The 25,336-nt window shown below is 70.4% G+C and carries 22 protein-coding genes; 2 read left to right on the top strand and 20 right to left on the bottom strand.

All coding sequences use genetic code 11. The annotated features are described in order from the left end of the window. Window positions 1-14: 14 nt before the first annotated feature. Together lsr2 and lysS are read right to left on the bottom strand one after the other, a co-directional pair. Window positions 15-356, bottom strand: coding sequence for a histone-like nucleoid-structuring protein Lsr2 (lsr2, locus tag G6N60_RS24290; RefSeq protein ID WP_163742057.1), 342 nt, complete (start codon window positions 354-356; stop codon window positions 15-17). Between the two features lie 107 nt (window positions 357-463). After that, window positions 464-1,972 (bottom strand): lysine--tRNA ligase, encoded by a 1,509-nt coding sequence (gene lysS, locus G6N60_RS24295; protein ID WP_163742059.1) that lies wholly within the window; start codon window positions 1,970-1,972, stop codon window positions 464-466. Between the two features lie 24 nt (window positions 1,973-1,996). Between lysS and G6N60_RS24300 the strand changes: the two genes are divergently transcribed. Beyond that, entirely contained in the window at window positions 1,997-3,244 is a 1,248-nt protein-coding gene (locus G6N60_RS24300; RefSeq protein WP_163742061.1) for an alanine racemase, read from the top strand. 7 nt (window positions 3,245-3,251) lie between these two features. Here the strand turns inward: G6N60_RS24300 and G6N60_RS24305 are convergent, their stop codons facing one another. From G6N60_RS24305 to ftsH, 17 genes are all read right to left on the bottom strand, one after another. Continuing rightward, complete coding sequence (locus tag G6N60_RS24305) at window positions 3,252-4,049, bottom strand: IclR family transcriptional regulator (protein WP_163742063.1); 798 nt, start codon at window positions 4,047-4,049, stop codon at window positions 3,252-3,254. An 11-nt stretch (window positions 4,050-4,060) separates the two neighbouring features. Next, window positions 4,061-5,833: a putative nucleotidyltransferase substrate binding domain-containing protein gene (locus G6N60_RS24310; RefSeq protein WP_163744480.1), complete on the bottom strand. Its 1,773-nt coding sequence runs from the start codon at window positions 5,831-5,833 to the stop codon at window positions 4,061-4,063. Between the two features lie 35 nt (window positions 5,834-5,868). After that, entirely contained in the window at window positions 5,869-7,425 is a 1,557-nt protein-coding gene (locus G6N60_RS24315; RefSeq protein ID WP_163742066.1) for a GMC family oxidoreductase, read from the bottom strand. Further along, window positions 7,418-8,992: an APC family permease gene (locus G6N60_RS24320; protein ID WP_163742068.1), complete on the bottom strand. Its 1,575-nt coding sequence runs from the start codon at window positions 8,990-8,992 to the stop codon at window positions 7,418-7,420. The genes G6N60_RS24315 and G6N60_RS24320 overlap by 8 nt, the downstream gene beginning before the upstream one ends. Window positions 8,993-9,028: 36 nt before the next feature. Next, complete coding sequence (locus G6N60_RS24325; protein WP_163742070.1) at window positions 9,029-10,510, bottom strand: aldehyde dehydrogenase family protein; 1,482 nt, start codon at window positions 10,508-10,510, stop codon at window positions 9,029-9,031. A 3-nt stretch (window positions 10,511-10,513) separates the two neighbouring features. Then, entirely contained in the window at window positions 10,514-11,671 is a 1,158-nt protein-coding gene (locus tag G6N60_RS24330) for an aromatic ring-hydroxylating oxygenase subunit alpha (RefSeq protein WP_163742072.1), read from the bottom strand. Continuing rightward, window positions 11,668-14,127 carry a GcvT family protein gene (locus tag G6N60_RS24335; RefSeq protein WP_372510912.1) on the bottom strand — a complete coding sequence of 820 codons (2,460 nt, stop codon included), beginning with the start codon at window positions 14,125-14,127 and terminating at the stop codon, window positions 11,668-11,670. Before G6N60_RS24335 ends, G6N60_RS24330 begins: the two co-directional genes overlap by 4 nt. 111 nt (window positions 14,128-14,238) lie before the next feature. Then, complete coding sequence (locus tag G6N60_RS24340) at window positions 14,239-15,027, bottom strand: type III pantothenate kinase (protein WP_163742076.1); 789 nt, start codon at window positions 15,025-15,027, stop codon at window positions 14,239-14,241. Window positions 15,028-15,032: 5 nt separating this feature from the next. Then, window positions 15,033-15,977, bottom strand: coding sequence for a pantoate--beta-alanine ligase (gene panC / locus G6N60_RS24345; RefSeq protein ID WP_163742078.1), 945 nt, complete (start codon window positions 15,975-15,977; stop codon window positions 15,033-15,035). Further along, entirely contained in the window at window positions 15,974-16,906 is a 933-nt protein-coding gene (locus G6N60_RS24350; protein ID WP_163742080.1) for a Rossmann-like and DUF2520 domain-containing protein, read from the bottom strand. Before G6N60_RS24350 ends, panC begins: the two co-directional genes overlap by 4 nt. Before the next feature lie 78 nt (window positions 16,907-16,984). Then, a complete protein-coding gene (locus G6N60_RS24355) occupies window positions 16,985-18,451 on the bottom strand; it encodes a DUF6779 domain-containing protein (RefSeq protein WP_163742082.1) in 1,467 nt (488 codons plus the stop codon). Window positions 18,452-18,511: 60 nt separating this feature from the next. Continuing rightward, window positions 18,512-19,006 (bottom strand): DUF3180 domain-containing protein, encoded by a 495-nt coding sequence (locus G6N60_RS24360; RefSeq protein ID WP_163742085.1) that lies wholly within the window; start codon window positions 19,004-19,006, stop codon window positions 18,512-18,514. 1 nt (window position 19,007) lies between these two features. Beyond that, complete coding sequence (gene folK / locus G6N60_RS24365) at window positions 19,008-19,523, bottom strand: 2-amino-4-hydroxy-6-hydroxymethyldihydropteridine diphosphokinase (protein WP_163742087.1); 516 nt, start codon at window positions 19,521-19,523, stop codon at window positions 19,008-19,010. Further along, window positions 19,516-19,899: a dihydroneopterin aldolase gene (folB, locus tag G6N60_RS24370; protein ID WP_163742089.1), complete on the bottom strand. Its 384-nt coding sequence runs from the start codon at window positions 19,897-19,899 to the stop codon at window positions 19,516-19,518. The genes folK and folB overlap by 8 nt, the downstream gene beginning before the upstream one ends. Then, on the bottom strand, window positions 19,892-20,713 hold the full coding sequence (gene folP, locus G6N60_RS24375) for a dihydropteroate synthase (protein ID WP_163744482.1): 822 nt from the start codon (window positions 20,711-20,713) through the stop codon (window positions 19,892-19,894). The genes folB and folP overlap by 8 nt, the downstream gene beginning before the upstream one ends. 41 nt (window positions 20,714-20,754) lie before the next feature. Further along, the gene (gene folE / locus G6N60_RS24380; RefSeq protein WP_163742091.1) at window positions 20,755-21,372 is read right to left on the bottom strand and encodes a GTP cyclohydrolase I FolE; all 618 of its coding nucleotides are present in this window, start codon (window positions 21,370-21,372) and stop codon (window positions 20,755-20,757) included. A 16-nt stretch (window positions 21,373-21,388) separates the two neighbouring features. Further along, window positions 21,389-23,773: an ATP-dependent zinc metalloprotease FtsH gene (ftsH, locus tag G6N60_RS24385; protein ID WP_163742093.1), complete on the bottom strand. Its 2,385-nt coding sequence runs from the start codon at window positions 23,771-23,773 to the stop codon at window positions 21,389-21,391. A gap of 190 nt (window positions 23,774-23,963) precedes the next feature. Here ftsH and G6N60_RS24390 point away from each other — a divergent pair, with 190 nt between their 5' ends. Further along, window positions 23,964-24,707: an SIMPL domain-containing protein gene (locus G6N60_RS24390; RefSeq protein ID WP_163742095.1), complete on the top strand. Its 744-nt coding sequence runs from the start codon at window positions 23,964-23,966 to the stop codon at window positions 24,705-24,707. A gap of 3 nt (window positions 24,708-24,710) precedes the next feature. On the opposite strand, the gene hpt is transcribed toward G6N60_RS24390, so the two are convergent. Next, on the bottom strand, window positions 24,711-25,298 hold the full coding sequence (gene hpt, locus G6N60_RS24395; RefSeq protein WP_372511013.1) for a hypoxanthine phosphoribosyltransferase: 588 nt from the start codon (window positions 25,296-25,298) through the stop codon (window positions 24,711-24,713). Window positions 25,299-25,336: the final 38 nt, after the last annotated feature.

The raw sequence follows: 25,336 nt of genomic DNA on the forward strand, positions 1-25,336 counted from the left end.
CTGGCTACGTGCGCTTAGGTTGCCGAGTGAAAGGCGTCGATGACGTCGGCCGGAATGCGTCCCCGCGTCGAGACGCTGTGGCCGTTGCGGCGCGCCCACTCCCTGATGGCTGCGCTCTGCTCGCGGTCGATGGAGGCACGGCCCCGTCCCGAACCGGCCGAGCGGCCGCGGCGACGGCCGCCGACCCGGCGGCCCGCCTCCACCCACTGCTTGAGGTCGCTGCGCAGCTTCTGGGCATTCTTGGACGAAAGGTCGATCTCGTAGCTCACGCCATCGAGGGAGAATTCGACGGTCTCGTCGGCCGAGCCTTCACCGTCGAAATCGTCGACGAGGGTGACGGTGACTTTCTTCGCCATGGCTCACTGACCTTTCACACCGGGCACGCAGACGCACTCCGCTCCCAAACCCGGCCCAATGTTCGCATATCGGCCTGGGCAATTCAACACAAAAGTACGAATTAACGTCACGCGCCCTGTCGGCGCACGAGCGGAAACAAAACGGTCTCCCTAATAGACAGGCCCGTCAGCGCCATCAACAAACGGTCGATGCCCATTCCCGTACCGGTGGTCGGTGGCATCCCGTACTCCAGTGCGGCCAGGAAGTCCTCGTCGAGGACCATCGCCTCGTCGTCGCCGGCGGCCGCCGCCCGCGCCTGCGCGGCGAACCTCTCCCGCTGCACGACGGGGTCGATGAGTTCGGAGTAGCCGGTCGCGAGTTCGAAGCGCCTGACGTAGAGGTCCCACTTCTCGGTGACGCCGGGAATGGCGCGGTGAGCGCGCGTCAGCGGCGTCGTCTCGACCGGGAAGTCGCGCACGAAGGTGGGGGCCCACAGGGTTGCGCCCACCGCGTGCTCCCACAGTTCCTCGACGAGCTTGCCGTGGCCGTAGCCGCGGTCGCGCGGGATCTCGACGCCGCGGGCCTCGGCGATGGCCCACAGGCGGTCCACCGCGGTGTCCGGGGTGATCTCCTCGCCGAGGGCGTCCGACAGTGACGGATACATTTCCAGCGAGGCCCATTCCCCGTCGAGATCGTAGGTCGTTCCGTCGGGCAGCGGCACCTGGCGCGTCCCAATGGCCTCGTCGGCGACTTCTTGAATTACCTCACGCGTCACCCTCGCGGAATCGTCGTAGGTGCCATAGGCCTGATATGTCTCGAGCATCGCGAATTCCGGCGAATGGGTGGAATCGGCACCTTCGTTTCGGAAGTTCCGATTCAACTCGAACACTCTCTCGAAACCGCCCACCAAGGCGCGTTTGAGGAACAACTCGGGGGCGATGCGAAGGAACAGGTCGGCGTCGAACGCATTCGAGTGCGTCACGAATGGCCGGGCCGCGGCCCCGCCGGCGAGCGTCTGCAGCATCGGGGTCTCGACCTCCAGGAAGCCTCGTCGCTCATAGGCCGAGCGCACGGCGCGCACGACGGCGACGCGCTGCCTGGCAATGGTGCGGGCCTCGGGTCGCACGATCAGATCGACGTAGCGCTGCCGCACCCTGGTCTCGTCGCTGAGCTCCCGGTGCGCGACGGGAAGTGGCCGCAGCGCCTTCGAGACGATTTGCCAAGAATCTGCAAGCACAGACAATTCGCCGCGCCGCGAGCTGATCACCTCGCCGTGGACGAACACGATGTCGCCGAGGTCGACGTCGGACTTCCACGCGTCCAGGGACTCCTGACCGACGCCGTCGAGACTGACCATGGCCTGCAACTGCGTGCCGTCGCCCTCCTGCAGCGTCGCGAAGCAAAGCTTCCCCGAGTTCCGGGCGAAGACCACGCGGCCCGCGATGCCCACCTGCTGTCCCGTCTTCGAGTCGACGGGGAGGTCGGCGTGGGTCGCGCGGAGCTCGGCGAGGGTATGGGTGCGGGCTACCTCCACCGGATACGGATCGCGCCCCGCGGCAATCAACCGTTCACGCTTGGCCTGGCGGATGCGGAACTGCTCGGGGAGATCGGCGTCGTGGTCATCAGCAGAGGTCACGACGTGCCAGCTTAAATGAAGCACATGCGCTTTCATCCCGATGCACGCCGCCTGCACACCGCGGTCAGCGCGTGGGGAGACGAGCCGCTCGACTGGCGCTACAAGGGCCTGCCGTCGAGGTGGTGGGGGCGCACGCCTGCCGCGGTGTGCGCCGATCGCGTGCGGCCGTTCGACGAGGACGCCGTCGGCCCGCTGTGCGTGCTCGACGCCGCGGCGCTGGACCACAACCTGACGACGATGGCGCGGTGGTGTCGCGACCACGGGGTCGAGCTGGCACCGCACGGCAAGACGCACATGGCCCCGCAGCTGCTGGCCAGGCAGTTCGACGCGGGGGCCTGCGCGGTGACCGTGGCGACGATCAGCCAGGTGCGCACCTTCCGGGCCTTCGGCGTCGAGGGCTTCGTGCTGGCCAACGAGCTCGTCGACGACGCCGGATTACGTTGGCTGGCAAGCGAATTGGATGCCAACCCGAACGTCGACCTGGTGTGCTGGGTGGACTCGGTACGCGGGGTCGAGTCGATGACGGCCACGCTGGCCGACGCCGGCGCGACCCGGCCCGTCGAGGTGTGCGTCGAGGTCGGCATGGCCGGCGGGCGGACGGGCTGCCGCAGTGCCGACGACGTCGATGCCGTGGCGCGCGCGGCGGCGGCCTCCGAGCGGCTGCGCCTGGTCGGCGTCGCCGGCTACGAGGCCGCCACCGCCGACCCGCCTGAGACGGTCCGGGCCTACCTCGGGCAGATGCGGGCCGCCGTGGTGCGGCTGGCGGGCCTCGTCGAATCCGACGAGATCCTCGTCACCGCGGGTGGCAGCTCGTACTTCGACCTCGTCGTCGAGGAGCTCACCGGCTGGCCGGCGGACCTCGCGGTCCGGACCGTGCTGCGCAGCGGGTGCTACCTCACCCACGACGACGGCCTCTACGGGCGCAGCTCACCCCTGGCCGGGCCGGGCGGGCTGCGGGCGGCGCTGTCGGTGTGGGCACAGGTCGTCTCCCGCCCCGAACCGGGTCTGGCGTTGCTCACCATGGGCAGGCGCGACGTGTCGTTCGACGCCGGCCTGCCGGTGCCCTACGGGCTGTCCGACGCCGAGGTCACCGCGCTCAACGACCAGCACGCCTACCTGCGCGTCGGGCCGGCCGACCGCGAGCGGGTCGACGTGGGATCGTGGCTGCGATTCGGGGTGTCGCATCCGTGCACGACGTTCGACAAGTGGCAGGTGATCCCGCTGCTCGACGACGACGGCCGGGTCGTCGACCTGGTGCGCACCTTCTTCTGAGGCCGGGTCAGCGCGGGCCGAGGTCGACCCACCCGAGCCGCCTGCTGATGCTGTCGGCGGCCGCGATCGTGCGCTTGGCGGTGGCCTCGAAGTCGTCCTCGCCGAGCCGGTAGGCGGGCCCCGACACGCTCAGCGCCGCAACGACGCGGCCGTCGGCGTCGAAGACCGGCGCCGCCACGGCGTTCAACCCCACCTCGAGCTCCTCGCGCACACTGGCCCAGCCGCGTTCGCGCGCGACGTCGAGCTGCGCCTGCAACTCCGAGCGCTCGGTCACGGTCAGCTCGGTGAACGATTCGAGACGTTCGGGGAGGCGCTCGCGGACCCCGGCCACGTCCAGCCCGGCCAGCAGCACCTTCCCGCTCGACGTGGCGTGCGCCGGGCAGCTCTGCCCGACCCAGGTGCGCAGCGCGATGCCCGCCGCGCCGATGGCCTCGGCGACGTTGACGATGCGGTCGCCGTCGAGGATGGCCAGGTTGGTGGTCTCCCCGGACTCGACGGCCAGCGCGTCGCAGGCGGCCTGGCTCTGCTTGACCAGGTCGAGCTGGGCGCTCGTCGAGCGCGCGAGCCGTGCGACGGCGAAGCCGAGCCGATACTTCCCGCGGTCGGACAGCTGCTCGACGTAGCCGCGGGCCTCCAGCACCGACACCAGCCGCGACACGGTCGACTTGTGCACCCCGAGCTCGGCGGCGATCTCCGTGACACCCGCCTGGCCGAGTCGGGCCAGGATCTCCAGCACCAGCAGCGCCCGGTCGACCGACTGCACGGTGGCGGACTTCGCGTCGTCCGTCCGGTCGCCCTCGCCCATCGTCGCCGACCCTATACGGCCGCGATGCCGGCGTTGCCGAGCCGTCGTTGCACGGCGGCGATCTCGCGCAGCCCGTCGTTGAGCAGGCTGCGGTTCAGCGGCGACAGCTCCGACATGGTGACGACGTCCCCGGGGCGCTGGCCCGCGTCGAGCTGTTCCACCTGGTGCGCCATCCGCAGGCGCTGCAGCATCGCGAAGACCTCGCCGAGGGTGGCGGCATCGCGCTCGGTGAGCGCACCGCTGTCGGCGGCCGCGACGAGGCGCGCGGGCGTCGACGCGGAGGCGACGTCCGCGACGAGCCCACCCCACCTCGCCAGGTTGACGATCGGCGTGACCGCGTGACTCTTGAGGTCGAAGGTGCCGCCCCGGCGGGACAGCACGTCGCGCAGCGAGCGCGTGCGGACCCGACCGGACAGCGCGTCGAGCCGCTGCAGCCGCAGCGCATTGGGGTGCTCGGCGCGCATCCTGCGGTACGCCGCGGGGACGGTGTGCAGCGCGGCGTCACCCCACACCACCCTGCCGTCGAGCAGGAGCGAGGACAGGACGATGCCCTTGTCGACGAGCGGATCCTCGAGCCAACGCCTGGCCGCCGCGGCCCAATCACTCTGGGAGCGGCTGAAATTGGGGCTCGCCGCGATCGCGCCGTTGCTGTCCGACGGCAGTCCGCACCCATCGAGGATGGCGTGGGTGCGACGGGCGACGGCCCGCAGCCGCTCGGCCGCCGGGGTCAGCTCGTCGCGCCAGGACAGCGCGCTGTCGACGTCGGAGGACGGCATGGCCTCGCGGCGGGCGATGCTGCCGAGCGTCAGCCACGCGAACCCCGACGCCGGGGTGTCCGGGGCCTCGTCGATCGCGAGCTCGAGCGCCCGTCGGACGACGCCGTCGATGACGATCGAGAGGATGCTGCTCGTCGCCGTGGCGTTCAGGCCGCTGCGGAACAGCGCACTCGCGACGTGAGTGACCCGCCGCGCCGCGGTCTGCAGCTCGGCGGCATCGGCGGCCAGCCCGATCGACCGGCGCAGCACGAAGCTCTGCCGCGCGGACGCGGCCAGCAGGTCGGCCTCCTCGATGACGCCGAGGATCTCGCCGCGGGTCGTGGTGACCGGCATGTGCCGCAGCCCGCTCTCGAGCATCTGCATCAGCACGGTCTCGGCCGTCAGGTCGGCGGTCACGCGCCGGGCCGGGGCGCTCATGACCCGGGTGATCGGCACGTCCACCGACAGCCCCGCGGCGACCACCCGCGTCCGCAGGTCGCGATCGGTGAAGATGCCGAATTCGCCGTCCGGCAACCCGATCAGGGCGTAGGACACGTGCCGCTCGGTCATCTGCACGACGGCGTCGCGCACCGAGACGTCCGGTGCGACCACCAGCGCGGCGCCGGTCACCAGGTCGCCGACCGGCCTGCCGTCGGCGACCGGGACGAGGGTGGGCCGCTCGCGCGGCAGCGGGCTCCATGCCGACGACGCCAGATACGCCAGTCCCGCCGGCTTGGCGAACTGCGCCCGCACCCCGTCGCCGGGCAGCCGGATCAGGGTGCTCGGCTCGGTCGCCCGCGCGACGAATTCCATTCCGCCGCCAGTCAATAGCGGCGTGTAGCCGAAGATGCCGCCGGGCTCGACGACGTCGACGGTGGACCCGTCGGCGGCCTGCAGGGCGACGTGGCCCGAGTACACCATCCAGACCTCGTCGGGCACCTGCGTCGCGTAGTCGGCGATCACCTCGCCGCGGTCGACGAACACCACCGACGAGTGGGCGGCCAGCTCGGCGAGCTCGCCGTCGGACATGGTCTGGAACGGCGTGTGCTCGCCGAGGAACGCGCTCAGCTCCCCCGGATCAGGTCCGCACACTTCTCGGCCATGGTCATCACGGTGATGTTCGGGTTCACCGCAGGCAGTTTCGGCATCGCCGACGCGTCGACCACCCGCAGCCGCTGTACGCCCTTGACCCGCAACTGGGGGTCCAGGACCGCCATCGGATCGTCGACCGCGCCCATCCGCGCGGTGGCCGCCGGGTGATAGACGGTGTTGTGCGTCTGGTGCACGTAGTCGAGTAGCTCGTCGTCGGTGACGGCGTCGGGCCCGGGCGCCAATTCCCGTGCGACCCACTCCTTCAAGGGCACCTGATCGGCGATCGTGCGGGCCAGCTTCAGGCCCGTCAGCATGATCCGCTCGTCGTAGCCCTCCGGGTCGGTGAAGTAGCGCGGGTCGACCCTCGGCCGGTCCCGGAAGTCCAGGCTGCGCAACCGGACCGTGCCGCGCGAACGACCCTGAGTCACGTTGGGCGTCAAGCAGAATCCGTTGTCGGTGGTGGGGTAGCCCCGGCGCAGCGTGTTCATGTCGAACGGCACGCTGCCGTAGTGCATCATGAGGTCCGGTTGCGGGGTGCCCTCGTCGATCGTGGTGAAGAGCCCGATCTCCCACCACTGCGTCGAGGTGGTGACCATCGGCTTCGACGCCTCCCAGAACACCAGGCCCTCGACGTGGTCGTCGAGGTTGGACCCCACCCCCGGCGAGTCGACGCGCACCGGGACGCCGATCTCCCTCAGGTGCTCGGCGGGCCCAATGCCGGAGAGCATCAACAGCTTTGGCGTGTCGATCGATCCCGCGGTCACGATGACCTCGCGACGCGCCGACACCACGTCGTACCCTGTCAGGTCGGGGCGTTGATAGCGCACGCCGGTGGCGTTCTTGGCGTCGTCGAAGAGGATCTCCGAGACCCAGCAGCCGGTGCGGACGTCGAGGTTGGTGCGGGTGTCGAGGATCGGGTGCAGGTAGGCGTGCGACGTCGACATGCGGGTGCCGTCCTCGCCGACGTTGATCTGGAACCAGCCCGCCCCGTTGCGCACGGTCTCACCGCGGTTGAACGCGACCGTCGGCAACCCGGCCAACGCCGCCGCCTCGAGAACCGCCCTGCCGCACGGGTCCTCGGGCGGGACGTCCTGCAGCCGCACCGGACCGTCGCGACCGTGGTCGCCCGGGGCGGTGTTGGTCTCCAATCTCTTGACCAGGGGCAGGATCTCGGCCGCACTCCACCCCACCGCGCCCATGTCGACCCACTCGTCGAGACATTCGGCGGGCGGCCAGAACGCGATGCACGAATTGTGCGACGAGCAGCCGCCCAACACCTTCGCGCGGGCATGCCGCATGAAGCTGTTGCCCTTCTCCTGCGGCTCGACGGGATAGTCCCAGTCGTAACCGGAGTCGAGCAGGTGCATCCACTCCGACAGCGGCAGGATGTTCTGGTCGCCGACGTCCGACGGCCCCGCCTCGAGCAGACACACCGTCACCGACGGATCCTCCGAGAGGCGGGCGGCCAGCACGCAGCCGGCCGTCCCCCCGCCGGCGATGACGTAGTCGAACGTTCCCGCCTCAGCCACCGTGCTGCCCCTGGACGCCGAAGGGCCCCGGCTCCACGGCCTCGGCCTTGCTCGCCGCCGCATGCGATTCCAGCGTGCCGATGTGGTGGCGGCCCTTGAGCCCGTACCAGAGCAGCCCGGCGCCCAGGATCACGCCGATGTAGACGAACGCGCCCCACGTGTTGTACCAGGGGTCGCCGTACACGGCGACGCGCGGCCACGCCAGGTTGACGGCCATGCCGACGCCCCACACCACGGCGACGACGTTGACCGGCAGACCCCAGCGGCCCATCGTGAAGTAGCCGCCCTCCTTGAGATCCCGTGGCGGCCACTGCCCTTGGAAGCGCTTCTTCAGCATGGGCCCGGTCACCATGAGGTACGCCAGGTAGATCATGATGATCGCGATCGAGGTGAGCACGGTGAAGATCTTGGGCTGCCCGATGTTGATGATCAGGATGATGGCCGCGATCACGCCGATGACGACGGCAGGGATGATCGGGGTCTGCGTCTTCGGATTCACGCGAGCGAGCTTCTCGCCGAACGGAAGTGCGTTGTCGCGGGCCATCGCGAAGGTGAGGCGGATGGCGGCGGTGTGCACGGCCAGCGTGCAGACCGTCACCGCGACGACGATGCACACCAGGAACACCTTGCCCAGCGGACCCCACATCACCTGCTCGACGATGTACTGCAGTCCGCCGCTGCTCTCGCCGATCTTCGGATCATTGAGATCGGGGGCGGACATCACCGCGAACACCAGGATCGCGCCACCGATGACGAACGAGGCCAGGATGGCGCGCAGGATCGCCTTGGGCGCGGTGCGGCGCGGCTCGACGGTCTCCTCGCCGAGTGAGCTCGCGGTGTCGAAGCCATACATTACGTAACCCGAAGCGAGCGAGGCGATCAGGAACGCCCCGAGGTACCCGCCGGGCAGACCCGCGCCATAACCGCCGGTCTGGAAGAACACCGACGGACCACGAGTCGCGCTGCATGCCAGGATGATCGCGATCAGACACGCGGCGATGAGTTCGATGAACACGCCCGCGCTGTTGATCATCGCCATCAGCTTGACGCCGAGTGCGTTGACGAGCGTGGTGAACGCAATGAGGATGGTGCCGAGCACCACGGCGTTGGCGGCGAAGTCATACTCGCCCGTGCCGTCCCCGATGATCTGGAAGCCGCTCCACAGCCGCGGCAGGTTGAGCTGGTAGGCCAGCACCACGGCAGAGATCGTCACGATCGACGCGGTCAGCATCAGCCAGCCCGACGACCACCCGACGATCTTGCTGCCTAGCTTCTTGGACCAGTTGTAGACCGAGCCCGCGACCGGATACTTCGCGGCGAGCTCCATGAAGCACAGCGCGACGGCCATCTGCCCGACGAAGACGAGCGGCCACGACCACAGATAGGCCGGGCCGGCACTGCTGAAGCCGAAGTAGAACAGCTGAAACGTGCCGGTGAGGATCGAGATGTAACTGACCCCGGCCGCGAAGCTCGCGAACTTGCCGATGCTGCGGTCCAGGGATTCCCGGTAGCCGAAGTCGTCGAGGCCACCGCTATCGGCGCTCGAGGAACCCGTTTCGACAGACATGTGCGTCCCTTCTCAAGAGGTCGTGCCGGTAGCGAGCTATTCCCCGGTGAACCAGCCAGCGGACTTCGGCGCGGTGTTGTGCCAGATGTGCTTGATTTCTTGGTATTCCGCCAACCCGGTCGGTCCGAGCTCGCGGCCGTTGCCCGACTTCCTGAATCCGCCCCACTCCGCGGCAGCGGTGTAGTAACCGAAGTCGTTCAGCCACACCGTGCCGTGCCGCAGCGCGCGCACCACACGTTCGCCCCGCGCTGCATCGGACGTCCGAACGCCCGCCGCGAGACCGTATTCCGTGTCGTTACCGAGACCGATCGCCTCGGCTTCGGACGTGAACCGCTCCACCGTCAGGATCGGACCGAACGTCTCCTCCCGAACGATGGCCATCGACCGGTCGCACCCGTCGAAGATCGTCGGCGGGTAGAAACTGCCCGCCGCCAGTGCCGGATCGGTCGGCCGCGAGCCACCGGTCAGCAGCTTCGCGCCCTCCGAGATCGCCGTCGCCACATGGGCTTCCACCTTGGCGCGGTGCTGCTCGGACACCAGCGGCCCGGTCTCACTGGCCGGGTCCATGCCGTCGCCCATCCGAATCTTCTCGGCCCGTTCGACGAGGGCGGCCACGAAGTCGTCGGCGATGGACTCCTCCACGATCAGCCGGGTGCCCGCCGAGCACACCTGACCGGAGTGCAGGAAGACACCCGTGAGGACCTGGTCGACGGAGGACTCCCACTCGGCATCGGCGAACACGATGTGCGGGTTCTTGCCGCCGAGTTCGACGGCCACCTTGGTGACGTGTTCGGCGGCGACCCGCGAGATGGTCCTGCCGGTGGCCAGACCGCCGGTGAAGGAGATGAAGTCGACGTCGGCGTTGTCGGTCAGGGCGGCGCCCAGCACCGCACCGCTGCCCTGCACCAGGTTGACCACCCCGGGAGGCACCCCCGCCTCCTCGAGCAGGTGCACGAACGCGATCGTCGACAGCGGCGTGACCTCGCTGGGCTTGGCGACCATCGTGCAGCCGGCACCCAGTGCGGGCGCGATCTTCCACGACATCTGCAGCAGCGGATAGTTCCACGGCGCGATCAGCACGCACACGCCGATCGGCTCGCGGACGACCCGGCTGATGACGGTCGGGTCGCCGACGTCGACCACCCGGTCGGCCTCGACGCCGACCAGCTTGGCGTAGTAGCGGAACACCGACGTCACGTCGTCGACGTCGATCCTGCTCTCCGCCAACGTCTTTCCGGTGTCGCGGGTCTCCAGGACCGCGAGCTCCTCCTTGTCGCGCTGCAGGAGGTCGGCGATGCGGTCCAGCAGCGCGGCCCGTTCCGCGACGGGCGTCGCGGGCCAGGCCCCGTCATCGAAGGCGGCGCGCGCAGCGCGGACGGCGTCGCGGGCGTCGGCGTCGGCAGCCTCGTCGACGGTCGCGATCACGCTCCCGTCGGCGGGGTTCACGACGTCGCGCGTCCCGCCGTCGCACGCGTGGACCCATGTGCCGCCGACGAAGAGGTCGGGTTCACCGTTCACATGTCACCTCGCGTCACCGGGTCCGACTCGGGACACTACCCACTCGTGGAACTCCGCGATGTGGTGTTCGGAGGGAACGAGGACGCCTCCGTGGCGGTAGGCCCGCGAGGACATGGCGGGCTGCGTGCGTTCGCAGGCCGCGAAGTCCTGTTCGTTGACGCGATGGAACAGCTCGACCGAGCGCGAGACGTCGCGGCCCTGCGCGACGACGTCGGGGGTGTAGAGCCAGTCGCATTCGACCACGGTGCGATCGGCGGCCAGCGGATACATCCGGTGGAAGATGATGTGGTCGGGCACCAGGTTGACGAACACCGCCGGCTTGACCGTGATCGCGTAGTACCGTCTGTCCTGGTCCGCGGTGACGCCGGGCAGCGTCTCGAAGCCTGCGCTCCCGTCGATCGTGAAACCCGATATCTCCGAACCGAATTTGGCGCCGTGCCCGACGTAGTACTGCGCGGCCAGTCCCTTCGCGAACTCCGGAAGGACCTCGGTCAGCTCCGGGTGGATGGTGGCGCAGTGGTAGCACTCCATGAAGTTCTCGACGATGAGCTTCCAGTTGGCGGCCACGTCGTAGACCACCCGCCTGCCCACGGTCAGGTCCTCGATGCCGTAGTGCTCGATCGCCGTCGGGTCCCCGAGGCGGTGGGTGACGGCGCCGACGACCTCCTCGGCGAACGACGGCGGCTCGTCGGCCAGACACACCCAGGCGTAGCCGAGCCACTCGGTCAGCGCGACCGGGATGAGCCCGTAGCGGTAGCGGTCGATGCCCTCACCCGTCGGCTCCTTGAGCGCCGCCAGGTTGGGCGCGGCGACCAGCTTGCCGTCCAGTGCGTAGGTCCAGGCATGGTACGGGCACCGCAGGTTTCGTCTGACCTGCCCCTCGGGCTCCGTGCACAGCGCCGCGCCGCGGTGCCGGCACACGTTGAGGAACGCCCGCAGCACGCCGTCACGCCCCCGGACGACGAGCACGCTCTCGCGGCCGATCTGAACGTTCTTGAAGCGACCGGGTTCGGCGAGCTCGTCGGACCGGGCCGCGCAGCACCACGTCGCTTCGAAGATCTGCTCCTGCTCGGCCGCGAATACCGAAGCGCTTGTGTAGAAGTCACCGGGCAGGGTCGGCAGCAGCGCGGGCGGGTGGTCGGTCGCGGTCGTTTCGGTCATCGCCTGATCCGCTTCATCTCGGGGTCCACCACCGGCTCGGCGTGGACGGTGGCGCCGTACCGGCTGCCGCGGTAGTCGACGGCGACGACGTCGCCGGGTGCGGTGCCCGCGGGCAGCCACGCGTAGGCCAGGCAGCGTCCGACCGTCGCCGAGTAGGCGGCACTGGTCACGTAGCCGACGCAGGCATCGCCGCCGTCGAGGTACACCGGCTCCTTGCCGAGCACGACGGCCGTCGGATCGTGGAAGACGATGCTGCACAACGTCTGCTGCGGTGCCGACGCCCGCTCCAGTGCGGCCCGGCCGACGAAGTCGCCCTTGGCCATCCGGACCGCGAAGTCCAGACCCGCTGCACCGGGCAGGTGCTCGGCGGTCATGTCCGTTCCCCAGGCCCGGTAGGCCTTCTCGATCCGCAGGGCGTTGAACGCGATGCGGCCCGCGGCGATCACGTCGTGCGCCTGGCCCGCCGTCCACAGCAGGTCCCACAGCGCGGCGCCGTAGGCGGCGTCGGCGTAGATCTCCCAGCCGAGTTCCCCGACGTAGGACACTCGCATCATCGTCACCGGGATGGCGCCGAGATGGGTGCGCAGCGAACGGAAGTACTTCAACCCCCGATGGGAGAGGTCATCGCCGCACAGCGGCGCCACCAGGTCGCGGGCCGCCGGACCCCACACCCCGACGCAGCACGTGGCCCCGGTGACGTCGCGCACCGTGACGCTGCCGTCGTCGGGCAGGTGCCGGGTGATCCAGTCGAGGTCCAGCGGCCCGTTGGCGCCGACCTGGAAGCGGTCGGGCGCCAACCGGGCGACCGTCAGATCGCTTCGGATGCCGCCGGATTCATCGAGCATCAGGGTGTAGGTGACCGAGCCGACGCTCTTGTCGACGTCGTTGGTGGTGAGCCACTGCAGCAGCGCCGCGGCTCCGGGTCCGGTGACCTCGTAGCGGGTCAGCGGGGTCATGTCGTACATCGCCACGTGTTCGCGGGTCCAGTGGGCCTCGGCGATGGAGATCGGTGACCAGAACCGGGCCGACCACTCGTCGCGCTCGGGGAACGCCAGACCGTCGTCGCGAAGCCGTTGCGCCAGTTGGGCGTTCGCCTCGTACCAGGCTGGGCGCTCCCAGCCGCCGCCCTCGTAGAAATAGGCCCCGAGTTCCTGCTGCCTGCCGTAGAAGGGACTGGTGCGCAAGCCGCGCAGCGCCTCGCGGTACTGATGCGGGTGCACGATGTCGTACACCTCGACGAACGCCTGCGAGCTGGTCGTCATGACGAAATCGTCGGTGCGGGCGACGTCCTCGAACCGGTAGAGGTCGCACTCGTGGACGTCGGTCGACGGGGTGCCATCGACGATCCACTCCGCGGTGGCCTTGGCGACGCCGGCCGAGTGCGTGACCCAGACCGCCTCGGCGACCCAGAAGCCGCTGAGCTCGCGGTGCTCGCCCATGATCGAGAATCCGTCGGGGGTGAACGAGAAGATGCCGTTGAAGCCCTGTTCGATCTTCGAATCCTGCAGTACCGGAAGCAGTTTGACCGACTCCCGCCAGGCGGGCACGAAGTCCTCGTCGGTGAACGGCAGCATCGACGGCATCTCTTCACCCGCGGTGTCGGCGGCGAGGTTCGCCACCTCGACGGGCATCGGCCGGTGGCCGTAGTAGCCGATGCCGATGCGGTCGACGTGCTCGCGGAAGTAGAGATCCTGATCCTGGTGGCGCAGGATCGGCAGACCCGCCTCGGTGGCCTCGGTGTTGCGACCGACGAGCGGCTCGATGCGTCCGGTCGTCGCGTACTGGTGCGCCATGGGCACCAGCGGCACCACCAGGCCGACCTGCTTGGCCAGCTGCGCACCCCAGAAACCGGCGCAGCACACCACGACGTCGGCGGGCAGCACGCCATCGGCGGTTCGGACGCCCGTCACCTTCGCGCCGTCGTCGACGACCCCGAGCACCTCGGTGTTCGGCAGGAACGTCGCGCCGCGCGCGGTCGCCGCGGCGGCCTGGGCCTGCACCGCGCGCACCGCCTTGACCAAACCGTCTGTGGGCGTGTGGAATCCGCCGAGGATGCGATCGGCGTCGACCAGCGGGTGCAGCTCGGCGCACTGACCGGCGGTGAGCAGCTCCCCGGGTATCCCCCAGGACTGCGCCCACCCCGCCTTGCGGTGCAGGTCGGCCCAGCGTTCCGGGGTCGAGGCGACCTCGAGACCACCGGTGGGGTTGAAGGCCCAGCCGCCGTCGGGGGCGAGGCCGCCGAACTTGGCGACGGTGTACTTCGCGAACTCCGACATGGTCTTCGACGGGTTGGTCTGGAACACCAGGCCGGGGGCGTGTGAGGTCGACCCACCGGTAGCGAACAGCGGGCCGCGGTCGACCACGGTGACGTCGGTCCACCCGCGGGCGGTCAGCTCGTCGGCGAGCGAACTGCCGACGATGCCCGCGCCAATGACGACGACCTTGGGACCGGCCACGAGATCCTCCGACTGTTGCATGATGCGCAACGCGCAGTGCAGTACGCAACACATGATTCTCCCGCGGGCACGCCGCGTCAACAGGAGAGCCGTACGGGCGTGCCGGGGGCGTCAGCGCTTCTGGTTGCGCTCGAACACCAGTCGCAGACCCTCGAGGGTCAGATGCGGGTGATACTGCGTCGCCGTCCGCAGCTCGGGCAGCAACAGCGGGGCGGTGTGCCCGGTGGCCACCACGGCGACGTCGCTACCCGCGAAACCCGCCACGTCCTCACGGATCCGGTGCACCAGACCGTCGACCAGTCCGGCGAACCCGAACACCGCGCCGGACTGCATGCACTCCACCGTGTTCTTGCCGACCACCGACCGCGGCCGCGTCAGCTCGACCCGGCGCAGCGCCGCCGAACGGGCGGCCGCCGCGTCGGAGGACACCTGGATGCCCGGCGCGATCGACCCGCCGAGGAACTCGCCCTTCGCCGACACCACGTCGACGCAGATCGAGGAGCCGAAATCGACGACGATCGCCGGCGCGGCGTGGCGCTGATAGGCCGCCAGGCAGTTGACGATGCGGTCGGCGCCGACCTCCTTGGGGTTGTCGACGAGCAGCGGAATGCCGGTCCGCACGCCCGGTTCGATGAGCACCTGGGGCACCGAGGTCCAGTACTGGTCGAGCATGACGCGGATCTCGTGCAGCACCGACGGCACCGTCGACAGCGCGGTCGCGCCGGTCAGGCGTTCGGTGTCCTCGCCGATGAGACCGTCGATGGTGAGTGCCAGCTCGTCGGCGGTGACCTCGGCCTCGGTGCGAATCCGCCAGTGCTGCACCACCTTTGCATGCTCGCCCATTCCGGAGATCAATCCGACGACGGTGTGGGTGTTGCGAACGTCGATCGCGAGCAGCACGGCGTTCAGTTCCTCCAGGGCAATTCGTGGCTGCGGCCGGGCTCGACGCGGGAGTGCCCGTCGATGCCCGCCGCCGCGCCGACGTCGATGGCGATGTTGTCCAACAGCCGGGTGCGCCCGAGCCGCGCCGCCACCAGCAGCCGCGCGGGGCCCTCCACAGGCGCCGGGCCCAGCCAGTTGTCGCGCACCTCGACGTAGTCGACGTCCAGCGCGGGCACCTCGTCGAGCACCGCGCGCGCCGCGTCCAGCGCCTCCGACGCGCCGTGGGAGGCCGCGTACATGCCAGCCAGCAGCGCCGCCGACAGCGCGCTCGCCTGCTCACGCTCGACCTCGTCGAGGTACCGGTTGCGCGACGACATCGCCAACCCGTCGGGTTCGCGCACGATGGGGACGCCGACGATCTTGACGCCGAGATCGAGGTCGTCCGACATCTGCCGGACGAGCACCAGCTGCTGGTAGTCCTTCTCGCCGAAGTACGCGTTGTCCGGCCGCACGATCTGCAGCAGCTTCAGCACGACGGTCAGCATGCCCGCGAAATGCCGTGGCCGAGAACCACCTTCGAGTTCGGCGCCGAGCGGGCCGGGCAGCACGGTGGTCCGCGCGCCGCGCGGATACATCTGCGCGGCGGACGGCGCGAAGACGATCTCGACGCCCTCCGAGCGCAGCGCCGCCAGGTCCGCGTCCAGCGTCCGCGGGTAGGCGTCGAGGTCCTCGCCCGCCCCGAACTGCAGGGGGTTGACGAAGATCGACACCACGACGACCGCGCCGGGCACCCGCTTGGCGGTCCGCACCAGCGCCAGATGGCCGTCGTGCAGGGCGCCCATCGTGGGCACCAGGACGACGCGCCGCCCCGTGGTCCGCAGCGCCCGGCACACGTCGGAGGTCGCCGCCGGATCGTGGTAGAGGTTCAGCTCGCCTGCGGTGAAGGCCGGTGGCTTCTTCGTGATCACGGTCGTTCCCCCTCGGTCGGCCCCGTCAGTGCGGTGAACACCTCGACGGGGGCGTGGGCGCGCTGCGCCGTGCGCAGCGAATCGGCCCGATATGCTTGCGCGAGAGCCGAATCCACGGATTCCAACGCTCGCAGATGCGCCGTCACCATCGCCGCGTCACCACGCGCGACGGGTCCGGTCAGCGCGGCCTGGCCCCGCTGCAGGGCGTTCTCCAGCGACGCCCGGGCCAACGGTCCGATGACGCGTTCGGCGATCCCGCCGGGGGCGTCGCCGACCGCCTCCTGACCCAGGAGCTCCTGCCCGCGCAGCGCCGAGCGCAACGCCTCGACGGCGTCGAGCAGCACGGTGGTGAGATGGTTGCCGCCATGCGCGAGCGCGGCGTGATAGAGCGCTCGGTCCTCCTCCCGCACGCCGAACGGCTCCCCGCCGATCTCGAGGACCAGCGACTGCGCCACGGCACTGCCGACCTCGTCGGCCGCGGTGATGCCGAAGCACGCGCCCGACAGCCGAATGACGTCCTCGTCGGAACCGGTGAACGTCATCGCCGGGTGGATTGCGAGCGGGATGCAGCCCAGGGCGGCCAGCGGCGCCAGCACACCGATGCCGTTGGCCCCCGAGGTGTGCACCACGATGGTGCCGGGGCGCACCGCGCCGGTCGCGGCCAGCCCTGCCACCAGGCTCGCCAGTTCGACGTCGGGCACCGCGAGGATCAGCAACTCGACGTTGGCGGCCACGTCGGGTACGGGCAGCACCCTGGTGTCGGGCAGCCGGCGCTCGGCCCGCTCGCGGGACCTGCGGGAGATGGCGCTGCACGACACCACGACGTGCTCGGCGCGCTCGAGCGCCACGCCGAGGGCGGTGCCGACGCGGCCGGCGGAGACGATGCCCACCGTGAGCCGGGCCGGACGCAGTCCGTCGGGCTGCACCATCGCAGACGACCTCGCATGTCGGAGTGCTGGCGTTCCGGTCCGTCTTTGCCGGTACCGGACGATCGCGTCGAGACTAACTCACTCCTCGCGGCGGCGGCGACGGCCACCACCGCTGGAACCCACCTGCAGGCGGGCCATCAGCTCCGACACCGGCTGACCGCCGATGTGCTGGCCCGCGGGCTCCGCATCGTCCTCGGCGGGGGTGGCGGATGCCTCGTCGTCGGGCCCGCGGTGGCGGGCCGTCTCCGGTGCGGGTGGCGGCGGGCTGGCCAGGGTGGGCGGCGTGCGTCGCCCGGGATCGACGTCGTCGGGCGCGGAGTGACGAGCGCGGGTGGCCGCCTCGGCGGGCGTCTCGGGCGTCTCGACGGGGGTCTCGGCGGCGGCGGCGGGGTAATGCCTTCCGCCACGCGGTGATTCGACCGGGGGCGGCGTCATCGCCGGAGCAGGCGTTGGGGTGCTGGGCACGGGGGTGTTGGGCACGGGGGCGGGCGCCGGGGTGCTGGGCGCCGGGGTGCTCGGCGTTGGGGTACTGGGCGTCGCGGCGCCATCGTCCTGCGCCGCGGTCCAGTTGCTGCCCGGCGCGCCGGCCGGAATGAAGCGACCCTCGGCGGGGGCGGGCCGCCAGCCGGAACCGGCCGGGCCGTGCCTGCCGGGGCGCTCGGGCTCCGGGCGCGGGGCCGGCGGGGGCGGCGGGGGTGACGGCTCGGGCTGGGGCAGCCACGGCAGCCGGGTCTCTGCGACGGGTTCGGGCTCGGGTGCCCGTCGCCTGCCCTCCTGCGGCGCGGGTTCCGGCCGCGGGGTTTCCTGCTGCGCACCGCGCCAGTCGGCGGCGGGCTCCCGTTCGAACGCGCGGCGGTGGGCACCGCCGAACACCTGGGGCGACCACTCGTCGTCGGGCGGCTGCGGTTCGGCCGGGACGTCGATGATGGGACTTTCCTCGGTGTTGGGGTCGGAGTCGTCCTGCGCCTCGGCGTCGATGCGGCTGCTGATCACCCGGCCGGGCCCGTAGGAGGGCTCGGCGCGCTCGGCCGTCGCCGCGCCGGGCGCGACGGCGTCCCAGTTCCCGAAGCGGTGCACGGTCGTGCGCTCGGTCTCGATGGCGGGCCTGCTCTGCAGATCGGTGTCGAAGATGATCTCGAGGTTGGCGCGCAGTGCGGCGAGTTCGGCGCGCAGGCTGGCCACCTCGTCGGCCGACTGCGCCCGCATCTCCGCGGCGAGCTCGCGCCGTAGCTGCGTCTCGATCGACAGCTCGTATTCGCGGCGCGCGGAGATCTCCCGGTCTAGTTGCAGGTCGTAGACCAGCTTGAGGTCGCGGGTCTTCGCCTGGTCGACGTCGGACTGGCGGCGGTAGATGAACGACACGAACGCGGCGACCACCGCGGCCCACAGCGCGACGATGACCGCGAGCTTCAGCAACTCGACCCGATTGGTGAAGACCAGCGCCGAACTCGCCACGATCGCGAGGACCAGCAACGCCGTCAGGAGCAGCGATCCCGGCCTGCGGTGACCGCGGCGCGCGCGGGTTCCACGAGTCGGTTCGGTCATGGGCCGACTGTACCTGCGACGGGTCTCATCGGGTATTGCCCACACCGGCGATTCTCCTGGTCAGCCTGTTCCCGGCAGCCGCCCCGACACGCCGTCGGCATCCTCGGACGGGTCGTCCGGTGACTTGCAGCAATGCTCCAACCAGAGCGCGGCGAACACCAGCGCCAGCGCGCTGAGCACCGCGACCACCACCCCGGGGGCGTCCTCGCCCGCCACCTTGAGCTCCCCCCGCCTCGGCCACACGTAGGCCAGCACACTGGCCCAGAACCCGACGGCGACCGCCCCCACCCAGGCCGACGCCTTGGCGATCATGACGGCCCTGGCGACCGCGAGCGGATGCAGCCGGCCCGGCCCGTCGCCGATCTTGCCGTCGCCGATCCTGGCCCTCACGTGAAAGGCCCAGGCCGCCTCGACCACCGCGACCGCCAGCAGCGACACCCCGGTCCACGCGGTGATCGGCGGGAACCACCGGTACAGCAGGCTCACCGCCACGTAGCCGAGGACCGCGACGACGACGGCCGTCACCGCCAGATCGCGCCTGCGCGTCGGGCCCACCTCAGCGCACCAGGGCCGCGTCGACCGGACGGACGCCGTCGCGCTCGGCCGCGTCGAGCTCGGCGAGCAGGTCGGCCACGGGTCGCGGGGCGCCGTGCCGGGTCAGTGTCGCCGTCGCGTCGACCGCCAGCCACGGCACCAGGACGAACGCCCGCTGATGGGCGTGCGGGTGCGGCAGGGTCAACTCCTCGTCGGCGCTGAGCACCTCGTGCTCGCCGTCGCGGCAGGTGATCAGGTCGACGTCGAGGGTCCGCGGCCCCCACCGCCGTTCGCGACGACGGTCGGCGGCCCGCTCGAATTCCCACCCCCGGTGCAGCCAGCCGCGGCAGTCCAGCGCCGGGTCGGTCGCGAGCACGACGGCGTTGAGGAACGGTCCCTGCTCGACGCCGCCCCACGCGTCGGTCTCGTACACCGGCGACACGGCCACCACCGCGCGCCCGAGGCCGTCGACCACCGACTGCAGATGTCCGAGCCGGTCACCGAGGTTGGAGCCGATCGACAGCACGACCTCAGTCATCGCGCACCCCGCGCCCGCGTCGCGACCGCCGCGCCACCACCGCCACGTCGGAGAACACCAGCGGGATCGGGGCATCCGGCTTGTGCACGGTGACCTCGACGGCGTGCAGCCGCTCGTCGTCCATGACGGCGTCGGCGATCTCGGCGGCGACGGTCTCGATGAGGTTGCGCGGGGGTCCCGCCACGATGGCCGCGGCCCGCTGGGCGAGCGCGCCGTAGTCGACGGTGTCGGCCAGGTCGTCACTCGCGGCCGCCGCGGCCAGGTCGATCCACACCGTGACGTCGACGACGAAGTCCTGACCGTCGCGCCGCTCGTGGTCGAACACACCGTGGTGGCCGCGAACGACCAAGCCGCGCAACTCGATTCGATCAGCCACCCTCACCCTCCCAGGTGGGTGCCGCCTCCCAGGCCTCCACGACCCGCAGCGCGTCGACCGACGCGCCGACGTCGTGCACGCGCACACCCCACGTGCCGTGCATCATCGCCAGCGCCGAGATCACCGCGGTCGCGGTCTCCCTGCCGGCCGGCGGCCGCAGCTCGCCGTCGGCGTCGGCCAGCAGCGCCCCGAGGAACCGCTTCCTGGACGCGCCGATGAGCACCGGGAAGCCCGTGTCGACGAACTCCGGCAGCGCGGCGAGCAGCGTCCAATTGTGTTCGGCCGACTTCGCGAAGCCCAGGCCGGGATCGATGATGAGGTTCGCCGGATCGACGCCCGCGGCGACGGCGGCGTCCACGCCGGCCAGTAGCTCGTCGCGGACGTCGGCCACCACGTCGTGGTACTCGGGCACCTGGTGCGGCCGATCGGCGTGGACCGAGCGCCAGTGCATGAGGATCCAGGGCACGCCGGCTTCGGCGACGAGCGGCGCCATGTCCGGATCAGCCCGGCCGCCGGACACGTCGTTCACGATCGACGCGCCGCTCTCCAGCGCCACCCGGGCGACCGCACTGTGCATCGTGTCGATGCTGACCGTAATGCCTTGGGCGGCAAGGGCTTCGATGACCGGAACGACCCTGGCGGTCTCGACGGTCGGCTCGACACGGGTCGCGCCGGGCCGGGTCGACTCGCCGCCGACGTCGACGATCGCCGCACCGGCGGCCGCGAGTGCCATGCCGTGGGCGATCGCGCGGTCGGGGTCGAGATACTGGCCGCCGTCGGAGAAGGAGTCGCCGGTGACGTTCACGACGCCCATCACCTGCACGCGCGTCCTGGGTGGGACCTTCGGGCTGTACGTCACTTGCGCAGGATGAGATCCAGCGCCTCGGCACGCGATGCCTTGTCGGTCTTGAACTGCCCACGCACCGCCGACGTCGTGGTGGTGGCGCCCGGCTTGCGGATGCCGCGCATCGCCATGCAGAGGTGCTCGGCCTCGATGACGACGATGACGCCGCGCGGATCGAGCTTGCGCATCAGGGCGTCGGCGACCTGCCCGGTCAGCCGCTCCTGCACCTGCGGGCGCTTGGCGTACATGTCGACGACGCGCGCCAGCTTCGACAGGCCGGTCACGCGGCCGTCCTTGCCGGGGATGTAGCCCACGTGCGCGACCCCGTGGAACGCGACGAGGTGGTGCTCGCACGTCGAGTACATCGGAATGTCCTTGACCAGGACCAGTTCGTCGTGCTGCTCGTCGAACGTCGTGTTGAGCACGTCGTCCGGGTCGAGGTAGAGCCCCGCGAACATCTCCTTGTACGCCCGGGCCACGCGCGCCGGGGTGTCGAGCAGACCCTGGCGGTCGGGGTCCTCGCCGATGGCGTAGAGCAGTTCCCGAACGGCCTTCTCCGCACGCGGCTGATCGAATTCGGCGGGAACGAAAGCGGCGGAGCCGGGCGCGAGGGAGCCGGGCTTCGTCATCGGGGCCTCCTGTGGGTCAGCCGTGGTCCGGCGGCATCTGCCGGTCGTCGCGGCGCGGGTCGTGGCCCTGATTGTCCTCGCGCGGATTCGGCCCCTGCGGCGGGTATGGCTGATACGGCGGCGGGCCGGGCTGATACGGCGGCGGGTAGCCGCCCTGCTGGGGTGCCGGACCCCAGGCCGACGGCGGCGGTGGCGGCGGATACTGGCCGGGGCCCTGGGGCGGCCAGCCCGGCGCGTGCCACCCCGCGGGCGCCCCGTAGTTCGGCGGCACCGGGCCGGGAGCGCCGTTCGCTCCGTTCGTCGGCGCGCCGCCCACGTGCGCCGGATTGCCGTTGGTGCCGTTGCCATTTCCGTTGGCGCCGTTGCCATGTGAGCCGTTGCCGTTGGCGCCGTAGCTGCCGTTGCGCGCCTCGGCCGCCTTGCTGGCCGCGGCGATGGCGGCCTTGAACGCCGGCTCCTGCGTCGGCGGGGGCCACGGCTCCCCGCGCTCGATCGCCAGCTCGCCCGGCGTCTTGATCGGCGGCTTGTCCGACGGCACCCGGCCGCCGAAGTCGTCGAACATGGTCAGTCGGGGCCGCTTCTTCACGTCGGCGAAGATGGCCGTCAGCTCGGCTCGGTGCAGCGTCTCCTTCTCGAGCAGCTCGCCGGCCAGCGTGTCGAGGACGTCGCGATACTCGGTGAGCACCTCCCACGCCTCGGTGTGGGCGGCCTCGATGAGCTTGCGCACCTCGTCGTCGATGATCTGGGCGACCTCGTGGCTGTAGTCGGCCTGGGTGCCCATCGACCGGCCGAGGAACGGATCGCCGTGCTCGGTGCCGTAGCGGACGGCGCCGAGCTTGGCGCTCATGCCGTACTCGGTGACCATGGCCCGCGCGATCTTGGTGGCCTGGTCGATGTCGGAGGACGCCCCCGTGGTCGGCTCGCGGAAGACCAGTTCCTCGGCCGCCCGGCCACCCATCGCGAAGACCAGGCGCGCGATCATCTCCGAGCGCGTCATCAGACCCTTGTCGTCCTCGGGCACCGACATCGCGTGGCCGCCGGTGCGTCCGCGCGCCAGGATCGTCACCTTGTAGATCGGCTCGATGTCGGGCATCGCCCAGGCCGCCAGGGTGTGGCCGCCCTCGTGATAGGCGGTGATCTTCTTCTCGAGCTCGCTGATGATGCGGCCCTTGCGGCGGGGTCCGCCGACGACGCGGTCGACGGCCTCCTCGAGCGCGGCGCCGGTGATGATGGTGCCGTTCTCGCGCGCGGTGAGCAGGGCCGACTCGTTGATCACGTTGGCGAGGTCGGCGCCGGACATGCCGACGGTGCGCTTGGCGAGACCGTCGAGGTCGGCGTCGGGGGCGATCGGCTTGCCCGCGGAGTGGACCTTCAGCACGGCGCGGCGGCCCGCCAGATCGGGGCTCGACACCGGGATCTGGCGGTCGAAGCGGCCGGGGCGCAGCAGCGCGGGGTCGAGGATGTCGGGCCGGTTGGTCGCGGCGATCAGGATGACGCCCTGGCGTTCGCCGAAGCCGTCCATCTCCACCAGCAGCTGGTTCAGCGTCTGCTCGCGCTCGTCGTGGCCGCCGCCGAGGCCGGCGCCACGCTGACGTCCGACGGCGTCGATCTCGTCGACGAAGATGATGCACGGGCTGTTCTGCTTGGCCTGCTCGAACAGGTCGCGCACCCGGGAGGCGCCGACGCCGACGAACATCTCGACGAAGTCCGAACCGGAGATCGTGAAGAACGGCACACCCGCCTCGCCCGCGACGGCCCTGGCCAGCAATGTCTTGCCGGTACCGGGTGGGCCGTAGAGCAGCACGCCCTTGGGGATCTTGGCGCCCAGCGCCTGGTAGCGCGTCGGGTTCTGCAGGAAGTCCTTGATCTCGTAGAGCTCCTCGACCGCCTCGTCCACGCCCGCGACGTCGGCGAACGTGGTCTTGGGCATGTCCTTGGACAGCTGCTTGGCGCGCGACTTGCCGAAGCCGAAGCCCATCCGGCCGCCGCCGCCCTGCATGCGGGAGAACATCACGAACAGACCGACGAGCAGCAGTAGCGGGAGCAGGTACAGCAGCAGCGATCCGAAGACGTTGTCCTGCTTGACGACGGTGTTGGTCTTGACGTTCTTCGCACTCAGCGCGTTGAACAGGTCGACGCCGTACCCCGTCGGGTACTTCGTGATGACCTGCGACTTGCCGTCGGTGTCACCGTTGCCGTTCTTCAGATCGAGGCGCAGTTGCTGTTCGCGGTCGTCGATCTGGGCGGACTTCACGTTGTCGGCGTTGATCTGTCCCATCGCCACCGAGGTGTCCACGGGCGCGTAATTGCGCGTGTCATCGCTGAAGAAGAAGAAAAACCAACCCACTAGCAGCACCACCGCGATCACGGTGAGGGTGCGGATGACGTTCTTTCGGTTCATTCGTTGTCTCTGGCCAGCGGGTCTGCGAGGAGAATCGCGACGGCCACGTCCTTCCGAGGTGCGCAGGTTGAGTTCGTTCAGGCTACCGCTAGACCAACGACCGGAGGTTCCCGACGGGTGAACGGCACCCTGCTCGACGTCCGCTCCACGTCCTCGCCGAGGGCCGGTCGTGACGTTTAGGGTGCTCCCCATGCCCACGCCACCCTCGACGTCCGTCCGCACCGTCGGCCGCACGGTCGCCGCGGCCGCGATCGCCCTCTTCGTCGTCGCCGGGTGCGATACGTCGTCGTCGGCGCCGAGCCCGGTCCCCGGCACCACCGCGCCGCGACAGGTGACCGTCGTCGGCGAGGGCAAGGTCGACGGCACGCCGGACACCCTGACCATCGGCCTGTCGATCGCCGCCACCGCACCCGACGCGATCGGTGCGTCCAACCTGGCCAGCAGCCGCATCGCCGCGGTGACCGACGCCATCGCCGGTCAGGGCGTCGACCGCAAGGACGTGGCCACCACGTCGGTCACCCTGCAACCGCAGTACGGGCAGGACGGCACGACGATCGTCGGCTACCAGTCGAGCAACTCCGTCGACGTGAAGGTGCGACGGGTGGACACCGGACCCCAGGTGCTCGGGGCGATCACCACCGCGGGCGGTGACGCCACCCGCATCGACTCGGTGACGTATTCGATCGAGGACGACTCGCAGTACGTGCGGGATGCCCGCCAGCGCGCCTTCGACGACGCCAGGAACCGGGCTCAGCAGTACGCGCAGCTGTCGGGGCTGAGCCTCGGCAAGGTCCTGTCGATCTCGGAGACCGGTAGCGGCGCGCCACCCCCCACGCCGCTGCCCCGCGTCGACGCGCGGGCCGCGGCCGTCCCGCTGTCACCCGGTCAGCAGACCGTCGGCTTCTCGGTGACCGTGGTGTGGGAGCTGACCTAACGGCTAGGCGCCCTCGTACACCTTCGGATCCAGCGTGCCGATGTAGGGCAGGTCGCGGTAGCGCTCGGCGTAGTCCAGGCCGTAGCCCACGACGAATTCGTTCGGGATGTCGAAACCGCACCAGGTGATCTCGACGTCGGCGCGGATCGCCTCGGGCTTGCGCAGCAGCGTGCACACCTGCAGCGAGCGGGGATGGCGCGTCGCGAGGTTGCGCAGCAGCCAGGACAGCGTGAGACCGGAGTCGACGATGTCCTCCACGATCAGCACGTCGCGGTCGTGGATGTCGCGGTCGAGGTCCTTGAGGATGCGGACCACCCCCGACGACGACGTCGACGAGCCGTACGAGCTGACCGCCATGAACTCCAGCTGCGTCGGCAGCGGGATCGCCCTCGCGAGGTCGGTGACGAACATGACCGCCCCCTTGAGGACGGTCACCAGCAACAGGTCGTCGCGGCCGTCGCCCTCCTCGCGCCGGTAGTGGGCGCCGACCTCGGCGCCCAGCTCGGCGACGCGCGCCTGAACCTGGTCCTGGGAGAGGAGCACCGACTCGATGTCGCCGGGATACGGGTCCACGGCTGATGGCTCGGGCACGGCAACAGCGTGCCATGCCCGCGCGTCGGCGACCAACA

The sequence above is a fragment of the Mycolicibacterium madagascariense genome, assembly GCF_010729665.1.
GTDB lineage: Bacteria > Actinomycetota > Actinomycetes > Mycobacteriales > Mycobacteriaceae > Mycobacterium > Mycobacterium madagascariense.

Excerpts from the sequence above, each read along its gene's own strand:
- lsr2 (WP_163742057.1), bottom strand. The coding sequence starts at position 356 with ATGGCGAAGAAAGTCACCGTCACCCTCGTCGACGATTTCGACGGTGAA.
- G6N60_RS24300 (WP_163742061.1), top strand. The coding sequence starts at position 1,997 with ATGCGCTTTCATCCCGATGCACGCCGCCTGCACACCGCGGTCAGCGCG.
- G6N60_RS24305 (WP_163742063.1), bottom strand. The coding sequence starts at position 4,049 with ATGGGCGAGGGCGACCGGACGGACGACGCGAAGTCCGCCACCGTGCAG.
- G6N60_RS24310 (WP_163744480.1), bottom strand. The coding sequence starts at position 5,833 with ATGTCCGACGGCGAGCTCGCCGAGCTGGCCGCCCACTCGTCGGTGGTG.
- G6N60_RS24320 (WP_163742068.1), bottom strand. The coding sequence starts at position 8,992 with ATGTCTGTCGAAACGGGTTCCTCGAGCGCCGATAGCGGTGGCCTCGAC.
- G6N60_RS24330 (WP_163742072.1), bottom strand. The coding sequence starts at position 11,671 with ATGACCGAAACGACCGCGACCGACCACCCGCCCGCGCTGCTGCCGACC.
- G6N60_RS24350 (WP_163742080.1), bottom strand. The coding sequence starts at position 16,906 with ATGGTGCAGCCCGACGGACTGCGTCCGGCCCGGCTCACGGTGGGCATC.
- G6N60_RS24355 (WP_163742082.1), bottom strand. The coding sequence starts at position 18,451 with ATGACCGAACCGACTCGTGGAACCCGCGCGCGCCGCGGTCACCGCAGG.
- folK (WP_163742087.1), bottom strand. The coding sequence starts at position 19,523 with ATGACTGAGGTCGTGCTGTCGATCGGCTCCAACCTCGGTGACCGGCTC.
- folP (WP_163744482.1), bottom strand. The coding sequence starts at position 20,713 with ATGGGCGTCGTGAACGTCACCGGCGACTCCTTCTCCGACGGCGGCCAG.
- folE (WP_163742091.1), bottom strand. The coding sequence starts at position 21,372 with ATGACGAAGCCCGGCTCCCTCGCGCCCGGCTCCGCCGCTTTCGTTCCC.
- ftsH (WP_163742093.1), bottom strand. The coding sequence starts at position 23,773 with ATGAACCGAAAGAACGTCATCCGCACCCTCACCGTGATCGCGGTGGTG.
- G6N60_RS24390 (WP_163742095.1), top strand. The coding sequence starts at position 23,964 with ATGCCCACGCCACCCTCGACGTCCGTCCGCACCGTCGGCCGCACGGTC.